Consider the following 16,705-nt stretch of genomic DNA (forward strand, 5'->3'; position numbering starts at 1 on the left):
GGGAGAGGGGCGAATCAAATGAGTCACCACCGTGACACTGTGGGAAAGCACGGCCTATCTGTTGTCATCATCGCTCAGAATGATGAGTCGAGAATAGGAAGTGCAATTAGTTCCTGCAAGTCTTTTGCAGACGAAATTGTAGTCATTGACGGGGGAAGCAAGGATGCAACTGTCCGAGTATCCGAACAATTAGGGTGCAAGGTATTCACCAATGCTTGGCCAGGTTATGCGAAACAGCGCATATATGGCAGTGATCGGGCGACGTATGATTGGATTTTTGTCATCGACACCGATGAGGTTGTCAGCGAACCATTGGCTGCTGCAATAAGAGAGCTGAAGTTGGATTTGTCAGATACAAGCAGAGCCTACTCCGTCTTGCGCATCGGTGACTTTTTGGGACGTTGGATGGGAAAAGGAGAACAATTGGTTCGTCTGTACAACCGCACTGAGATTCAGTACAGAGACAGTCTTGTTCATGAAACGCCTGATGTCTCGCAGGATAAGGTTGCTTACTTGCCAGGCATCCTATGGCATTATGGGTTCCGCAGCATTCATGATCATATCCAGCGCTTTAACAAATATACCGATCTGGAAGCAGAGGGTGCTGTTGCGCAGGGCAAACGATTCAATATTGTACGAATGATGGTTCGTCCGCCGTTGCGGATTGTCCAAAAATACATTTTTCAAGGCTTATACAAAAAAGGTATTCCTGGCTTGGCCGTTTCCCTCTTCTGGGGAATGTACGAATTTCTGGTTTGCATAAAGCAGTATGAGCTGCTGTTAATCCAAAAAAAGACGAAGAAAATTGAGGGCGAGCCCCTGAAGGAGGGAAGTGCTTATGCAATTCAACAATAGCTTGCGGATCTTATCAACTGGCATGGGCTGGCCTTCCGCCCAGCCAGGTGGTTTGAACACCTATTTTAAGCATATTAATGAAGCTTTAGCTGAAGACCACAATCTGCAAGCATTGGTAAGCAGTGCTGAGAAGCCAGTTGTCAAAGAAGGCCTGCAGGTGACGAATGTTGCCAAAACGCAGTTGAAGCTGAGTAAAAGGCGCGAAGCCTTTCGCCAGCACGCCGCTTGGCTCATGGACAATCAAGAAGTGGATGTTGTTTATTCCCACTTTGCTCCTTACAGCGTTGGTGTCGCGTTAGAAGCGAAGGAGCGCAATATTCCTGTCGTGATGACGTTCCATGGTCCTTGGAGTGAGGAAATTAAACTCGAAGGCAGTGGACTTAAGCATTGGATCAAAACGATCATTGCTAAAAATATGGAAATGAAGGCCTATCGATATGCCGATGCATTCATTGTTCTTAGTGAAACCTTCCGGAGTATCCTTCACGAGCAGTATCAAGTACCGCTATCCAAGATCCATATTGTACCGGGGGCAGCGGATATCGACCGCTTCAAGCCTTCCGCCCAACGTGCAGCAATACGAGAAAGACTTCATATACCTGAAGGAACAACAGCTGTATTGACGTTAAGAAGACTAGTCAATCGGATGGGACTCCTTCAACTCATTGATGCTTGGAGGGAGGTAGCCAAAGAAATACCGAATACGGTTCTTTTATTAGGCGGCAAGGGGCCGCTCAAGGAAGAGCTGGAAAGTAAAATTAAGGAATATGACCTGCAGTCACGTGTTCGTATGTTAGGCTATGTGCCGGATCACGAGCTTGCTGATTACTATCAGGCCGCCGATCTGTTCGTTGTTCCCTCGCAAGCACTGGAAGGCTTCGGACTGATCACGGTGGAAGCAATGGCAGCGGGAGTTCCTGTCATGGCGACGCCTGTCGGCGGGAATCGGGAAATTCTTCAGAAATTCCGTCCTGACCTGCTGTTTGCTGGAAAAAGCAGTGCTGATATAGCAGATGGCCTCATTCGCAGCTTGCGTCAGAAGGAAAGCTGGCCAACCGCTGAACAATGTAGAATTCATGTACTAGAGCATTACACATGGGCACGGGTATCCAGGCAAGTTGAAGGCATATTCCGTTCGGTCATTGATAATCATCTCATCGCTTACGGTCGCAATCGGAATCCACGCGTTCTGGCTGAACGAAAAGGAGGTCATGAGAAGGATGTTGAGAGTAGCGTATTTGGATCATACCGCTAGATGGAGCGGAGGCGAGGTTGCGTTATATAACCTGATTACGAACATGGGCAGCGAAGTGAGTCCGCTAGTCATTGTGGCAGAGGAAGGCGCATTAGTCGAACGACTGCGTGCCAAAGGAATTGATGTCCGTGTTGTTCCTCTCAGTGACAAGGTGAGGAATCGAAACCGCAATGCCGTGAGCTTCGATGCATTGCTCGGTGCTTTCGAACTGTTTACGTATGGGAAACGGATTTCGAAGCTGCTGAAAAAAGAGCAGGTCGCTTGTGTGCATACGAATTCACTGAAATCAGCGTTTTATGGTGCTGTAGCAGCCAAGTTGGCAGGTGTTCCGCTAATCTGGCACATTCGCGATCATATCGGAGCTCCTTATTTGAAGCCTATCGTTGCTAGTGCAATCCGATTCATGTCCCGAATGCTGCCTAATGGTGTTATTGCCAACTCCAACTCAACACTGGATGCGCTGCAATTGCCGAAATCCAAAAAGACATTAGTTGTCTACTCCGCTTTTGCCAAAAAGCTCAACACACCCAGCAATGTCCTTCCGATGAAAAAGCAGAGGAAGTCGTACATCATTCTTTTAGTGGGTCGGTTAGCGGAATGGAAGGGCCAGCACATTCTACTGGAAGCTGCGAAATCGTTCCTGCCTGATACGCAGGTCGAGTTCTGGCTGGCTGGAGACGCGCTCTTCGGAGAAGATGCGTATAAACAACAGCTTCTGAAACAAATGGCCGATCATCATTTGTACAATGTTAAATTACTCGGACATGTGGATGATATCCAAGCCTTGATGCAGAAAGCAGATATTCTCGTACATACATCCATCACGCCTGAGCCCTTCGGTCAAGTGATCGTAGAGGGGATGGCCGCAGGATTGCCGGTCATTGCCTCCAATGAGGGAGGACCTAAAGAGACTGTTGTTCCTGGTGAAACCGGACTCCTTATAACGCCAGGAGATCCCAAGCTGCTTGCAGAGTCGATTCGCTACCTTTTGGAGAATCCGGAAGAAAGAATCCGCATGAGCGAGAATGGCATGAAGCGAGTGGAGCAGCATTTTGTCATCGAGAAAACCGTTACCCAAATCACTCATTACTATGCGGGATTAATTGCCAATGCGTAACTAATCTCATAGTAAATAAAGGATGGATCAAATGAAAATAGCAATCGCGCATGATTATTTGGTTCAAATGGGCGGCGCTGAAAGAGTCGTAGAAGTCTTTCACCAAATGTTTCCGAATGCCCCCATCTATACAACGATGTTCAGCAGTCACCGACTGCTCGATGAGCTTCGAGATGCTGATATTCGAGCTTCATGGCTGCAGAAGATGCCTGGGGGAAAGAGCCATTTCAAAGAAATGCTGCCTCTTTATCCATTTGCAATTAAGGATTTCGACTTCCGTGAATTCGATATTGTTCTTAGCTCGAGCAGTGCTTTTATGAAGAGCATTGAGGTTCCCAAAGAGACATTTCATCTCTGTTATTGTCATACGCCGATGCGTTTTGCTTGGGATTACGATACGTATATGGAGAGACAGACGAACTCCAGCGTAATGAAGCGGTTATTGAAGGTTTATATTGATAGATTGAAGCGCTGGGATCAGAAAACATCTGCGAATGTGAATCAATTTATTGCAAATTCTTCCGTTGTGAAAAATCGTATTCGCAATTATTACCAGCGCGATGCCGACGTTATTTTTCCTCCAATTAATACGTCTCGCTTCCAAAGAGCGCATTCGATAGAAAATTATTATCTCATCGTTTCCAGACTTGTCTCTTACAAGCGAATTGATTTGGCTGTTGAGGCTTTTAACCAGAATGGACTGCCTTTATATATTGTTGGGGAGGGACCCGATTCAGCGCGCTTGAAGAGCATGGCTAAGGGAAATGTTCGTTTCTTGGGAAGATTGGATGATGCTGTAGTTACCAAAATGATGGCGGAGTGCCGGGCGCTTATTTTTCCAGGAGAAGAGGATTTTGGCATTACCCCGTTGGAGGCGAATGCGGCCGGAAGGCCTGTTGTTGCTTATCAGGCTGGAGGTGCGCTGGACACGATCGTTCCTCATGTAAACGGCGTGTTTTTCAAACGGCAGGAAGTGGATGATCTGCTTGGCGCCATTCATGACGTAGAAAGCCATGCGTGGGATATTAATCAAATTATGAACCATGCGAAGCAGTTTGATGAAAAGACGTTTATGACGAAGTTGAAAACGTATATGAGCACATCCTACCAACAATTCAGAGAGGGGCATTGATCGTATGAAAATCGCAGTCATCGGAACAGGGTATGTGGGGTTAGTATCCGGGGTTTGTTTTGCTGAAAAAGGCAATCATGTGATCTGTGTCGATCAGGACAAGCAGAAAGTTGAGAAATTGCAAAATCGGATTTCACCTATTTTCGAGCCTGGTATCGAGGAACTGATGGATCGCAATCTCAAAGCAGGCCGTCTAGCATTTACTTCTGATCTAACGCAAGCCATACAGCAATCAGAGCTCATTATTATCGCGGTTGGCACACCCTCCTTACCCAATGGGGAAGCGGATCTACAATATATCGAGCAAGCCGTTATGCAAATTGGCCAAGCCATGAACGGGCACAAGATTGTTGCCACCAAAAGTACCGTACCCGTAGGTACTAATGAGCATATTCAGATGATTCTAGCGATGAATACGATGGAAACCTTTGATGTTGTTTCGATCCCAGAGTTTCTCAGAGAAGGATCTGCTATCCAGGATACGCTGCATCCTGACCGCATCGTGATTGGTTTGGATAATTTGGATTTAACGGAGACTTTGACGGAGCTTCATCGTGCGTTCACCGATCAAATCTTCGTTACCAGTATTCGAAGCGCAGAAATGATCAAATACGCTTCGAATGCCTTTCTGGCAACCAAAATCTCCTTCATCAATGAAATTTCCAATATCTGTGAAAAGGTGGGAGCTGATGTCACCGAGGTTGCCAAAGGAATGGGCCAGGATCGCCGAATTGGCGCTTCCTTCCTGAATGCAGGGATCGGGTATGGAGGTTCCTGTTTCCCCAAAGATACGGATGCCCTCATCCAAATTGCCGGCAATGTGGATTATGAGTTTCAACTGCTGAAGTCGGTCGTTGAAGTGAATAAGTCTCAAAGGTACAAAGTGATTACTAAGTTGGAAGGATCGCTTGGCCGATTATCTGGCAAAATCATCGGAATATGGGGATTATCCTTTAAGCCGAATACAGATGACATTCGTTATGCCCCTTCTATTGAAATTGTCGAAACGCTGCTGAAGGCAGGCGCGCGCTTGAAGCTTTACGATCCAATTGCGATGGAGAAATTCAGAGAGCATATCGATCATCCGGCCATTCAGTGGTGCGAGTCGGCTTTGGAAGCAGCCACCGGCGCAGATGCGCTCTGTCTTTTGACCGACTGGGATGAGTTCAAAACAGCGCCGCTGTCCCAGCTTGTTTTCATCATGGAACAACCAATCCTTATTGATGGACGCAATGTGTATAGCCGTGAACAGATTGAAGGTACGGGCATTCACTATTACTCGGTCGGCAGACCCGACCAGAAGCATCCTACGCGTCATAAAGCTGTCGTTTAGCGTAACGGAATCTAGCAACGAATTCTTATAAAACCGAATGGAGTGTGGTTTTCATGAAAATAGTTCTTCTTTCCGGCGGATCAGGTAAACGTTTGTGGCCATTGTCTAATGATTCTAGATCCAAACAGTTTCTCAAGGTATTAGAAGACAAGGATGGCAGAAGTGAATCCATGGTTCAGCGCGTCTGGAGACAGCTTCAAGCTGCTGGACTTGGGAATTCCGCTTATCTGGCAACCAATCGCTCCCAAGTAGAAATGCTGATGAGTCAACTGGGCAGCGATGCGCCTCTCATCGTTGAGCCTGAGCGTAGAGATACCTTCCCTGCCATCGCTCTGGCAGCTGCCTATATGTATGATGTGGAGAGTCTGCCGCTAGATACAGTCATTACCGTTATGCCGGTCGATCCTTACGTTGATGAAGCTTTTTTTCATAAAATTAAGGAACTGGAGCAAGTACTTCATGCTACAGAATCCAACCTTGCGTTAATGGGGGTTGTTCCGACGGTTCCTTCGGAGAAGTACGGGTACATCGTTCCTTCCGAACAGCGCTATGCTGGCACCGAAGGGCTGAAAGTTAATCATTTTGTTGAGAAGCCTAATCGCGATCAGGCTGCTGTTCTCATGGAGCAGAAAGCTTTATGGAATTGCGGAGTCTTTGCTTTCCGTTTGGGTTATATCATCGAATTGATGGTAGAAAAGGGGATTCCGCTTAAGTATGAGGAATTGCTCAAAAATTATAAGAAGCTGACGAAGATTAGCTTTGATTATGAAATTGTGGAAAAAGAAACGAGTATTGTTGTGGTCCCTTATGATGGCTACTGGAAAGATTTGGGGACTTGGAATACACTCACGGAAGAAATGAGCCGTTCACAAATTGGGACAGGCATCGTCACCGAAGATTCCGTCAATACCCATCTGATCAATGAGCTTGACATTCCTGTTACGGTCATTGGAATTAACGATGCTGTCGTGGCAGTAAGCCCTGACGGAATTCTTGTCACCTCCAAAGCCGAAAGCCCGCGCATCAAGGAGGTAATGAATACAATTGAGCAGCGTCCTATGTATGAAGAACGCAGATGGGGGCGCTACCGTGTTATTGATTATGTGAAATATACGGAGGACAATGAAGTTCTGACGAAGCGTATTCTTGTGCGTGCCGGTAAAAATATTAGTTATCAATTGCATTACAAACGCAGTGAGGTCTGGACCATTGTGAGCGGTGTTGCGGATATTGTTATTAACGACAAGCTATATCAGGTTAAGCCGGGGGATGTTGTCAGAATTCCTGATGGAACAAGACACAGCATAAGAGCGATAACCGATGTCGAATTCATTGAAGTTCAGAGTGGATCTGAACTCGTTGAAGAGGATAATATCCGAATTTGTTTGGAATGGAAGGACATTCCACTGCACCAGTTTATTTAAGGTCAGCCTTCCAATAATGAACCGCCTTCTATTCGGATAAGAATGGAGGGCGATTATTTATTTCGCAAGAAACGTACGTTTGGTAAAAACTTGCAATTACCTTAAACTTAGCTGATATTAGCTTAATACTTGATCTGTAGGATAGAACTAACACGAGCTGCATGCAGGCAATATAGCTGCGTACAGTGTACGGTGTTAATTTATCTTACTGGAGGTTAGATGATGTTTATGAAATACGGAAAGGCGGGTGCGCGAGTTAAGGTGACTTCTTTGCTATTTCTACTCTCATTATTATCACCACAGCTTTTGTTTCACCCCGATATTTCGCATGCTGCGTCCGTGCCGATTAACACACAGGCGACGGTTGAAGCGAAAGTTGTCTTGCAGCAGCTGTATATGATTTCAGGAGTTAAGACCATCAGCGGACAGCACGATTACCTGGAAAGTCCAGATGAATGGACGAACCGAGTGAAGGGAATAACGGGTAAATATCCAGGTATTCACGGCTATGAATTGGGAGCGATTATGAATCAGACGGACAGCGAGCAGGCTGCTCAACGGCAGAATGTCGTTAACAGTGCCATTGCTTGGCATAAGGCCGGTGGTCTAGTCACCATTTCCTATCATGAAAATATTCCCGGCACCTGTCTCTGCTGGTCCAATGTGAAGAAAGAAATGAGCCAAGCAGACTTTGATAAATATGTAACTCCGGGTACGCCGCAGTACAAACAGTTGATTGCAGATTTGGATAAAACGGCTGTCTATCTAGGCAAGCTGAAGGATGCCGGTGTACCGGTATTATGGCGCCCTTATCACGAAATGAACGGCAACTGGTTCTGGTGGGGGAAGAAAACGAATTTCTCCGCGCTCTGGAATTTGATGTATGACCGTTTCGTTCAAGTCCATCAGCTGAACAATCTCTTATGGGTATGGAGCCCCAATGCTCCCAATGCTTCCTCAGATGCTTATGATTTGACGTTTCCGGGGATCAACAAAGTAGATGTACTCGCTGTCGATATTTATGATAATGACTATAATTCGGATTATTATAATAAAATTGTGGAGCTTGCTAACGGCAAACCGGTTGCCGTTGGCGAAAATGGGGAATTGCCCAGCAGTTCCATTCTTGCGAACCAAACCAAATGGGCCTATCTCATGACTTGGGGGAAGATGTTGTCTGAGAACAATGCACATGCTGAAATTGCCAGCTTCTATGCGAATCCACGATTGCTTTCGAGGGAAATGTTCCAGGGTGACTTGGAGAATCCGATCGTTGTACCGTCGACACCTGTTGCTTCCCGCAATGGTTTGCGAGGAGAGTATTATGATAACAAAGATTTCACCGCTCTGAAGGAAGTAAGGGAAGATGCCAAGATCGACTTCAATTGGTCCAATTCAGCGCCATTTCCATCCATGGAGGCCGACACCTTCTCTGTCAGGTGGACAGGGAAGCTGAAGCCAAAGTATACAGAGACTTACAAAATTTCCACACTGTCGGATGACGGAATTCGAGTCTGGGTGAATGGTGTTCTGGTGATTGACAGTTGGTTTAATCAAAGCTGGGTGGAGCGGACAGGAAGCATTGCTCTTACTGCGGACACTCCAGTTGATTTCAAAGTTGAGTATTATGACAATACGAATGGAGCTGTGGCTAAGGTTAGCTGGGAGAGTCCATCCCAACCGAAACAAATAATTCCTGACAATGTCCTGTTTCTTCCCTAACGAATAGACAGCATCCTGCAGGAAATGGAGAGAACAGGATGAACAAGAAAAGCATCAGATATTGGATTGTACCCGTTACCTTTATGATTTTACTGATTGTAACATCGGCATCCAACAGCCATGGCGTCGCAGCGAAAAAAAAACCTTTCTTGAGCGAGGTGACGCCATTGTCTGCCTATACGGGTGAACAGATCTGGAGACTTGGAAACGCCAATGATTCGTATGAGGAATTCGGCAAGGAGAACAGCCAGATACAGGACTACACGATATCCGCGGCAACCGAAGCGAATCCAGATTGGCGAGCGATTCCGCAAGGACTCAACAAATCGGTGAATCCAAGCCTTCGTGTACATTTTGCTTTAGGGACAATGCCAGAGCATGGTGTGCTGTTAAAAGTACGGATATTGGATGCTCATAAAGCTGTGCCGCAGCTGGCGGTATTTTCGAATCGGTTATTATCGGGGCTGATTCAAATTGCCGGCGTCGGTGGAACAACCAGCGCTTATCCTTATAAAAAGACATATGAGCTTTACATTCCTAAGGAGCAGCTGCTGCTAGGCGAGAATGAGTTGAAGCTATCCGTTGTTGGTTGTCTATATTGCAACGAGGATGAGAATAAATATCTGTGGTGGAAATGGGATTTCATTGAGCTGGATGCGTTGTCTGAGCCTGCGCTCGAACCGATTCATGGCAAATATATTGAATCCGGGACGAAAGTCAGCAATTTATCTTTCTATTATGATGAGGGGGCAGTTCGACATCTGCCTTATGTCTTGAAATGGCTGGGTATTGCCTATAGCGGCAACATCATGAGGGTAGATTGTGCGACGGATGTGAAGCAGGGCTGCTCAGCGATCAAGCCATACTATGAAACCTTGCGAGATTACAACACACAAGCTGTTGCGCTGCATCTGCATACGGGGAATGTGAAGCTGCAGCCAGACGGCTCCTTACCGGCAGATGCGCAGAAAAAGCTGCTGGACTATGTGAAAACCTATGGCTCGATGTTCCAATATTACGAGATTGATAATGAACCTGGGCTTTTTAATCGGGCCAAAGGAGTTAATCTGGCGATTGCCAATTGGTTGAAAGGCCATATCCCTGAGTTGGCTCCACATCTGAAAACCGTTGCTCCTGGCTGGGCTTATGCACCTTCCTATGCGTTAAGAGCTTGCCGCAATCAAGATGCATCAGGGAAGCTGGCTTGTGGTGAGCCGGATGGCTGGGAAGGTGACCCGGAGCAGCGCTTGGAGCTTGAAGCGGTCACGGATTTAACCAATGGACATGCGTATGGCTCCTCTTATGCGGACAATAAAGGCGGCAGCTTCTTGGAGAATCTGCGCACATTTGACGGTGCCGAAGATGGCTTGCCAAAGCGAATGCTGAATACTGAATATGGCACGTCAGACAGCCATACAGATAACAAGTTGTATGGTGCGAAGCAGCCGAAATCAGCCGTTTTTGATCGGATCATGCGGGCTCATATTGGATTTGCCGATATGTTTATGCAGCATGCCGCGTTTTATCCGAATTACTCTTTGTTCGAGTCGGGTATTGATTTAAACGTTCAGAATCCAGCGCGGATGGTCATCCACAAAAATGCGCCTGATGCGGATTCCCGTGTCGGTATTACGAGAAGACTGAATTTAGCTTATGCGACACATGGCAAACCATTGCCTTATACGATAATGAATGAGGCAGACAACTACGATAAACTTGTTTATGTTCGTGCGGTGGATACCTCAACTTTGGCGCCATTAGCAGGATCTGGCGGCAAATCGGACAAGCTGCTCGTGAATTTTGTGAATTTTGAAAATAGTACCCAAACGATCCATGCCAAAGTGACCATGCCGGAAGCCGTACGTTACGAGGGAGAAAGAGTGGGAGCGGGAGATACGTATGAAAGCGCCCGTACCTATGTACCCGCATTGGATGCAGCACCTGAGCTGGAATTCACTGAAACGCTTGGTCCCGGTGAAGCTGTCCAATATATTCTGACACGATCTAAAGACATTAAGTTGAAAGCACCCAGCTGGGTACAGGCTGGAATTCTGCCCAATCAAACGATGGAGCTGAATTGGACGGAGTCTGAGGGGGCGCAGACCTATGAAGTTTGGCGGCAAGAGAGCGGAGCCGCGAATTACATATTAATCGCCAAAGATGTACCTGTGACCCATTACATTGATAAGGATATTGTGCTCGGGCATGCCTACACCTATCAGATTCGAGTTTCTGGCAGGCAGGAAGCATCACCAAAAGCTCTGGCCGAAGCTTCCGACCAAGCACCGTTGAACCGTTCAGATTGGGTTGTAAGCAGCAGCTCAGGGAAACCGCAGAACGCGATTGACAGCAATCCTTACAGCCGCTGGGATACAGGAAAAGCGCAAGCACCAGGACAGTATTATCAAGTAGATCTGAAAGCACCCTACCAAATCAGTCGGATTGAGCTTCAAAGTGAAGGCTCTCCGAACGATTACCCGAGGAAATATGAGGTATTCACCTCTATGGATGGGGTGAATTGGACCTCAGCGATTGCGTCGGGGACCGGATCATCCACCATGACGATAGCTTTTGAAACACAAAATGCAAGATTCGTGAAGATCGTGCAGACAGCAAAGGCAGGGAATTACTGGTCTATTTATAATTTGCAAGTGTTTGGAAAGAAAATGAATTGAAGCGATTGAACCAGCGAGTGGAGGCTGACCCAAGCTAGTGCAGGATTGAACGCTGCTGCTCGCAGGAGCTATAATCCACACCAGGACATGCCAACGCTGGGAAAGCAAAAGCATCGCACGCCTGTAAGCGGCTCAGCCAAACTGGAAAACCTGCGGAAAACCTGCGAAAGTGCAGGATTTTTCGATCAAATCGTGTGAAAACAGAGAAAGCCTGCGAAAATGCAGGCTTTTTCGGCATTTTCATCCTGGAATCGCAAAATCGTGTGAAAAGGATGCACAATCGTAGGCTTTTCCCGGATTTGTTCATTCTCGAGCCGCAAAGGATGCACAATTGCAGGCTTTTCCAGTTTTCGCTGATTCCCAAGGACCGCCGAGCTCAAAGGTGCAGTTTCTGTACCCCAGATCGTCGTAGCTGCCTTAAGCAGGTCTATCTACTTAGGGGATAGCTCCTCTTTATTTGTCCCAATAAATTGACTAGACTCTCTATCGGAGCTATCATCAAGATAATGAATGATATCATAGGTACCTGATCTTCTTACATTTTAAAGGAATGTTAATAGGGAATGGAGGTATAACATACTTATGCCAAAAAAATATAAAGTAGCAGCAGGTTTCGCCATTTTAGGCTATCTCATCAGTCTGTTTACATCCGGACTTCTGCCTGGAGGTGTTAATTTATTAGTGCCAACAGCCTTTTCGCTAGGCAGCATATTCGTGCTTAGTCGGAGTTCTTATACGTTGGACGAGCCGCGGAGCACCGAACGGTTGAACAATCAAACGCGGCCACCAGAAGTTCCTGCTGCTAACAGCAGCTCCGCAGTAGAGCCAGAAGCAAAAGTGGAGCAGGATACGTTCTGGGGACCTGTCATGGAATATATCCATGTCATTGAAGAGATGGTCATATCTGAAAGTCAGAAGAACACGCTGGATGATGAGATTGTCGAGAAGACACTTAGCTTACTTTCCAGGGTTAGCCGAATCATTCCCCAGTTAAAAGAGCTTAATGATGGAAACATGAATCATAACATCCAACGACTTATTTTTAAGGATCTCAATGGCGCCATCAACCCCTTCCTCAAGCTTGGGGGAGAAGCGAAGCGGCTCAATCGCCGGCTTCTGCTGAATGGCCTCAGAGACATTAATTCCAAACTTTCCACCTACGTGGAAACGATTGAACAGAAGGATTTAATCGAATTGCAGACGCGAATGGATCTGATTCAACAACGATATCGGTCAGCCGACTAAAGGAGGAGCAAGAAATGTCAACGCAATTGGTGCAATTAAAAGAAGCTGATCTGGTCAAAGTAGAGCAAGAAGCGAAGCAACTGCTTCAGAAAGTATCGACAACAGACACAATGGAGCTTGAAACGCTCATGGATTCGATTGGGCGAATGGGTTCCAAAACGATGGAGCAAGCAGGTCAATCTTTAGCGATGCTGGAGAGACCTGTGAATGAATTGATGTCTGGCAAACGGTCTGATGTGCAAAATAATATTTTGAAGCTTCGCGGGGAAATTGATTCTTTAAGCAAGAGCAAGCAGTTGGGCTTTTTTGAGAAAATGATGAAAAAGACACCGCTCAAAAATTACATTTACAAATATCAATCCGTCAAAACGAATGTCAATGCGATTGTTCAATCGCTGCGCAATGGGAAAGAAACGCTGGAAGAAAACATGGCTTATATGAAGACATTGAAGCGAAATTCACTCGAATCTGTCTATAATTTGCAGATGCGGATTGCGATGGGGGAGAACCTGAGGCAGCTGTTTGAACAAGAGATGGCCAAGCCTGAGAATGAGAGCCGGAAAACACATCTGGAAAGAGGACTGCGCAAGGTGGTCACACGCATTCAATCCTTCCAAGAGATGATTATTCTGTATCAGCAAGCGATTGCTGGAACCGACATTATCAATGACAACAACGATAAATTAATTGATGCGGTTGATGCTACGATTGACAAAACGCAAAATTTGCTGACGGTATCTGCGATGATTTCGATGGCTATCGAAGATCAGGTACAGACGATTGATGCGGTCAATTCAGCTAATTCTACACTTAACAAAATGTTTGAGGAAAATTCGCGACTGCTGAAGGAAACGACTCAGAGAACGAATGAATTGCTTGGCAAACCAGGTGTGCAAATGGAATCCATCGAGCGGGGAATGACCGATCTTTTCGCGGCACTGGATTTATTTGAACAGTCGAATCGAACGATCATTCAGTCCGCAACTGAGCACACGAAACGACTCGGTTCCATCAGCGAGCAAATGACACAGCGACTAGGGCTGATGCCGGGGAACAAAACGAATGCAGAACTCAATGGTTCGGACTTGAACGAGTTGTTGAAGTAGTTGACTTTGCAGAGATCAGGAACGAAAACCCACACCAACATGAAAATGTATGGATGTGGGTTTTTTCAGTCCTTGGTCGAGTAGGAACTAGCAGGCTCAGGTTCTCCAAACCATGCTTTTTTCAGCAAAAGAATGCCTTGCTTCATCTCTTTTAGACTCATTCCGGCAAATCCCAAGTAGATTCTGGCAGTGTTGCCATCCGGCATACTCTGTGAGATATAAACGATAACACCTGCTTGCTCAGCTAACGCTTGTAACTTTTCGGCTGGGCAGCTTGTCAGAACCGTAACTTCCAAATGCAGCCCCGCGCTGTTCGGACTAACTTCCACATGTGGTGATAAATGCTGCTGAATGAGTTCGACCAGCAGGTTTCTTTTTTTGCGATACAGAATCCGCATTCGACGAATTTGCTGGTACCAATGTCCGCGATCTATGAACAATTGCATCGCCAACTGGTCAATTCGAGAAGGACAAGCGAGCAGGTGCTGACTACTTTTCAGCTTCTGCGCCAATGGTAAAGGCAGCACCATATAATTCATGCGAAGCGCAGGCGTAAAGGCTTTGGAGAATGTGCCCAAATAGATGACGACACCATTGTAGTCGAGCCCTTGAAGGGAAGGTATTGTTTTGCCGCCATGGCGGAATTCGCCATCATAATCATCTTCGATGATATATCGCTCATGGTCATAAGCCCATTGCAGAAGCTGCATTCGCTTGCTGTACAGGAGCGGAGTGCCATTTGGCTGGTGAGAAGGCGTCAAGTAAATGCCATGAACATTGCTTTGGTCCAAAGCAACATTCATGGTTTCTGGACTGGCGAGGGGAACGTCCCGAATTATAAATTCATTTTGTGCAAAAATAGTTCTAACCTGCGCGATGCCGCCTTCTTCGAAAGCAATCACTTTGGCTGCACCCAGCAGCTGGGATAGAATGCGAATGCTGCTTGAGATACCTGTTCCTATGATGATCTGTTCGGGTATACACGATACTCCGCGTGAGGTTTTCAAATAGTGGACTAAGCTGGCACGCAGTCCATATTCTCCTTGAGAATCACCGTACTGATGAAGAGAATTTCCATGCATGGACATGGCGTCCATCCAAGCTGACTTCCAAGCTCGAATAGGAAGCGATTCGGTGTCGACCGATAACAAATTGAAGTCGATCATCTCTTGGTCTTGCCTTGAAGACAGCTGTCGTTGCACGCTCATCTTGTTTGCCACATGGGTCGCAGGCTCGTGTCCTGCAAACGAAGGGGCATGGGCCGATGCCGGAGTGACTACAAATAGACCGGAACGTGGTTTGCTCACAGCATAGCCTTCCTCCATGAGCAGGTGATAGGCTGCCTCAATCGGTGTTTTGCTAATCTGCAATGTCATGCTTAAAGAACGAACAGACGGCAGCTTAGTTCCATCGGCAACTGCACCGCATTGGATGTAATCGCGTATTGTTCGATACAGCTGCATATATAAGGGACCAGCTTCATTGTCAGGAAGCACGATATCAAACATGATTACTCACCTCATCTGACCTTTTTATTTAACTAGAATCTGTCTATATAAAAATGGTCACATTCAGTATAAGCTAATGCTGACAAGGGATCAATTGATAACTGAGGAGGCATGTATCATATATGATAGATCATGTGGAGCAAAGATTAGAGAGGCTTGGCATCGTTTTGCCGTCAAGAAGTGAGCCAGCGGCTAATTATTCGAATTATGTGAAGAGCCATTCTTACCTCTTCGTTTCTGGTAAAGGTCCTTCTGGCAGCCCCAGAGGGAAACTTGGGCAGGACTATTCAACGGAGGCAGGTTATCACTTTGCGCGGTCTGCAGGAATAGAGATATTAGCGGTTATCAAAGAGGCTATGGGGCGTTTGGACCAGGTGAAGCGGGTTGTGAAAATACAGGGTTTTGTTAACGCAACCGATTTGTACGAGGAGCATCATCTTGTGCTCAATGGTTGTTCAGATCTTCTGTGTGAAGTGTTCGGTGAGCAAGGTGTTCACAGCCGTTCGGTTATGGGAGCCAACTCGCTGCGCGGGAATTTGCCAGTTATTATTGAGTCGATTTTTGAAATTTAGGCTTTATGTTACTATGATATTAAGTGTTATAGCTGATTTGAAGGGGCTGGAAGGAAGATGGATAAAAAGAAACTTGCGGCAGAACATGCGGTTGCTTCTATCGAAGAAGGCATGGTGCTTGGATTGGGAACAGGATCAACCGTATACTGGATGATTCAGAAGTTAGGGGAACTTGTCAAGGAAGGGCTCAACATCAAGGGAGTTCCTACGTCGCAGGAAACCGAAGCACTGGCGTTGAAGCTTGGAATTCCATTATTGCAACTCGCTGATGTCCACGAGATTGATTTAACCATAGATGGAGCCGATGAGGTAAGCGCCAATTTGGAGCTGATCAAAGGCGGAGGAGGAGCATTATTCAGAGAGAAAATGATAGCTTCCATTTCCCGCCGTCTTCTTATTGTCGTTGACGATTCCAAGGTTGTGACTACCTTAGGCAAATTTCCACTGCCTGTCGAAGTCGTCCCTTTCGGATGGGAACTAACGAGCAGAAAGCTTAGTAGGTTTGGGTGCAAGCCGGTGCTGCGGACCACCGCTAAAGGGCCGTTCATTACCGATAACGGGAACTATATTTTAGATTGCCATTTCGACACGATTCACAATCCGGAAGAATTGAATGAACATTTAAATCTGACGATTGGCGTTGTGGAAAATGGCCTCTTTGTAAACATGGCCAATACGATTATTGTGGGGAGCAATGAAGGCGTCTATACGAAGAAGAAATCAATGTGAATACGGTTGACGACCTTTCAGAGGTATATCAA

The 16,705-nt window shown here is 46.4% G+C and carries 13 protein-coding genes; 12 read left to right on the forward strand and 1 reads right to left on the reverse strand.

The genetic code is table 11. The features are described from left to right. Nucleotides 1–18 precede the first annotated feature (18 nt). The 10 genes from BC351_RS14015 (at nt 19) to BC351_RS14065 (ending at nt 13,864) form a co-directional block, all read left to right on the forward strand. Nucleotides 19–855, forward strand: coding sequence for a glycosyltransferase family 2 protein (locus BC351_RS14015; protein WP_079412987.1), 837 nt, complete (start codon nt 19–21; stop codon nt 853–855). Beyond that, nucleotides 839–2,110, forward strand: a complete 1,272-nt coding sequence (locus tag BC351_RS14020) for a glycosyltransferase family 4 protein (protein ID WP_079412989.1) — start codon at nt 839–841, stop codon at nt 2,108–2,110. Before BC351_RS14015 ends, BC351_RS14020 begins: the two co-directional genes overlap by 17 nt. Further along, nucleotides 2,076–3,227 carry a glycosyltransferase gene (locus BC351_RS14025; RefSeq protein ID WP_079412991.1) on the forward strand — a complete coding sequence of 384 codons (1,152 nt, stop codon included), beginning with the start codon at nt 2,076–2,078 and terminating at the stop codon, nt 3,225–3,227. Before BC351_RS14020 ends, BC351_RS14025 begins: the two co-directional genes overlap by 35 nt. A 31-nt stretch (nt 3,228–3,258) precedes the next feature. Next, complete coding sequence (locus BC351_RS14030) at nt 3,259–4,359, forward strand: glycosyltransferase (RefSeq protein ID WP_079412993.1); 1,101 nt, start codon at nt 3,259–3,261, stop codon at nt 4,357–4,359. Nucleotides 4,360–4,363: 4 nt separating this feature from the next. Beyond that, nucleotides 4,364–5,692 (forward strand): UDP-glucose dehydrogenase family protein, encoded by a 1,329-nt coding sequence (locus BC351_RS14035; protein WP_079412995.1) that lies wholly within the window; start codon nt 4,364–4,366, stop codon nt 5,690–5,692. Nucleotides 5,693–5,745: 53 nt separating this feature from the next. Beyond that, nucleotides 5,746–7,116, forward strand: coding sequence for a sugar phosphate nucleotidyltransferase (locus tag BC351_RS14040; RefSeq protein WP_079412997.1), 1,371 nt, complete (start codon nt 5,746–5,748; stop codon nt 7,114–7,116). A gap of 219 nt (nt 7,117–7,335) precedes the next feature. Further along, the gene (locus tag BC351_RS14045) at nt 7,336–8,838 is read left to right on the forward strand and encodes a glycosyl hydrolase (protein ID WP_158082085.1); all 1,503 of its coding nucleotides are present in this window, start codon (nt 7,336–7,338) and stop codon (nt 8,836–8,838) included. A gap of 38 nt (nt 8,839–8,876) precedes the next feature. After that, nucleotides 8,877–11,513 carry a discoidin domain-containing protein gene (locus BC351_RS14050; protein ID WP_079412999.1) on the forward strand — a complete coding sequence of 879 codons (2,637 nt, stop codon included), beginning with the start codon at nt 8,877–8,879 and terminating at the stop codon, nt 11,511–11,513. A 582-nt stretch (nt 11,514–12,095) separates the two neighbouring features. Beyond that, on the forward strand, nt 12,096–12,758 hold the full coding sequence (locus BC351_RS14060) for a hypothetical protein (RefSeq protein WP_079413003.1): 663 nt from the start codon (nt 12,096–12,098) through the stop codon (nt 12,756–12,758). Between the two features lie 14 nt (nt 12,759–12,772). Next, the gene (locus BC351_RS14065) at nt 12,773–13,864 is read left to right on the forward strand and encodes a toxic anion resistance protein (RefSeq protein WP_079413005.1); all 1,092 of its coding nucleotides are present in this window, start codon (nt 12,773–12,775) and stop codon (nt 13,862–13,864) included. Between the two features lie 65 nt (nt 13,865–13,929). On the opposite strand, the gene pdxR is transcribed toward BC351_RS14065, so the two are convergent. Continuing rightward, on the reverse strand, nt 13,930–15,372 hold the full coding sequence (gene pdxR, locus BC351_RS14070) for a MocR-like pyridoxine biosynthesis transcription factor PdxR (protein ID WP_079413007.1): 1,443 nt from the start codon (nt 15,370–15,372) through the stop codon (nt 13,930–13,932). Between the two features lie 122 nt (nt 15,373–15,494). Between pdxR and BC351_RS14075 the strand changes: the two genes are divergently transcribed. Continuing rightward, on the forward strand, nt 15,495–15,944 hold the full coding sequence (locus BC351_RS14075; protein WP_079413009.1) for a RidA family protein: 450 nt from the start codon (nt 15,495–15,497) through the stop codon (nt 15,942–15,944). Between the two features lie 57 nt (nt 15,945–16,001). Next, nucleotides 16,002–16,673, forward strand: a complete 672-nt coding sequence (gene rpiA, locus BC351_RS14080; RefSeq protein WP_079413011.1) for a ribose-5-phosphate isomerase RpiA — start codon at nt 16,002–16,004, stop codon at nt 16,671–16,673. Nucleotides 16,674–16,705: the final 32 nt, after the last annotated feature.

It is taken from the genome of Paenibacillus ferrarius, from assembly GCF_002027705.1.
Classification (GTDB): domain Bacteria; phylum Bacillota; class Bacilli; order Paenibacillales; family NBRC-103111; genus Paenibacillus_E; species Paenibacillus_E ferrarius.

What these genes read in the sequence shown, in the direction of transcription:
- BC351_RS14050 (WP_079412999.1), top strand. Translation starts at nt 8,877, where the DNA reads ATGAACAAGAAAAGCATCAGATATTGGATTGTACCCGTTACCTTTATG.
- BC351_RS14025 (WP_079412991.1), top strand. Translation starts at nt 2,076, where the DNA reads ATGTTGAGAGTAGCGTATTTGGATCATACCGCTAGATGGAGCGGAGGC.
- BC351_RS14060 (WP_079413003.1), top strand. Translation starts at nt 12,096, where the DNA reads ATGCCAAAAAAATATAAAGTAGCAGCAGGTTTCGCCATTTTAGGCTAT.
- BC351_RS14040 (WP_079412997.1), top strand. Translation starts at nt 5,746, where the DNA reads ATGAAAATAGTTCTTCTTTCCGGCGGATCAGGTAAACGTTTGTGGCCA.
- BC351_RS14020 (WP_079412989.1), top strand. Translation starts at nt 839, where the DNA reads ATGCAATTCAACAATAGCTTGCGGATCTTATCAACTGGCATGGGCTGG.
- BC351_RS14065 (WP_079413005.1), top strand. Translation starts at nt 12,773, where the DNA reads ATGTCAACGCAATTGGTGCAATTAAAAGAAGCTGATCTGGTCAAAGTA.
- rpiA (WP_079413011.1), top strand. Translation starts at nt 16,002, where the DNA reads ATGGATAAAAAGAAACTTGCGGCAGAACATGCGGTTGCTTCTATCGAA.
- BC351_RS14075 (WP_079413009.1), top strand. Translation starts at nt 15,495, where the DNA reads ATGATAGATCATGTGGAGCAAAGATTAGAGAGGCTTGGCATCGTTTTG.
- BC351_RS14030 (WP_079412993.1), top strand. Translation starts at nt 3,259, where the DNA reads ATGAAAATAGCAATCGCGCATGATTATTTGGTTCAAATGGGCGGCGCT.
- BC351_RS14045 (WP_158082085.1), top strand. Translation starts at nt 7,336, where the DNA reads ATGATGTTTATGAAATACGGAAAGGCGGGTGCGCGAGTTAAGGTGACT.
- pdxR (WP_079413007.1), bottom strand. Translation starts at nt 15,372, where the DNA reads ATGTTTGATATCGTGCTTCCTGACAATGAAGCTGGTCCCTTATATATG.
- BC351_RS14035 (WP_079412995.1), top strand. Translation starts at nt 4,364, where the DNA reads ATGAAAATCGCAGTCATCGGAACAGGGTATGTGGGGTTAGTATCCGGG.
- BC351_RS14015 (WP_079412987.1), top strand. Translation starts at nt 19, where the DNA reads ATGAGTCACCACCGTGACACTGTGGGAAAGCACGGCCTATCTGTTGTC.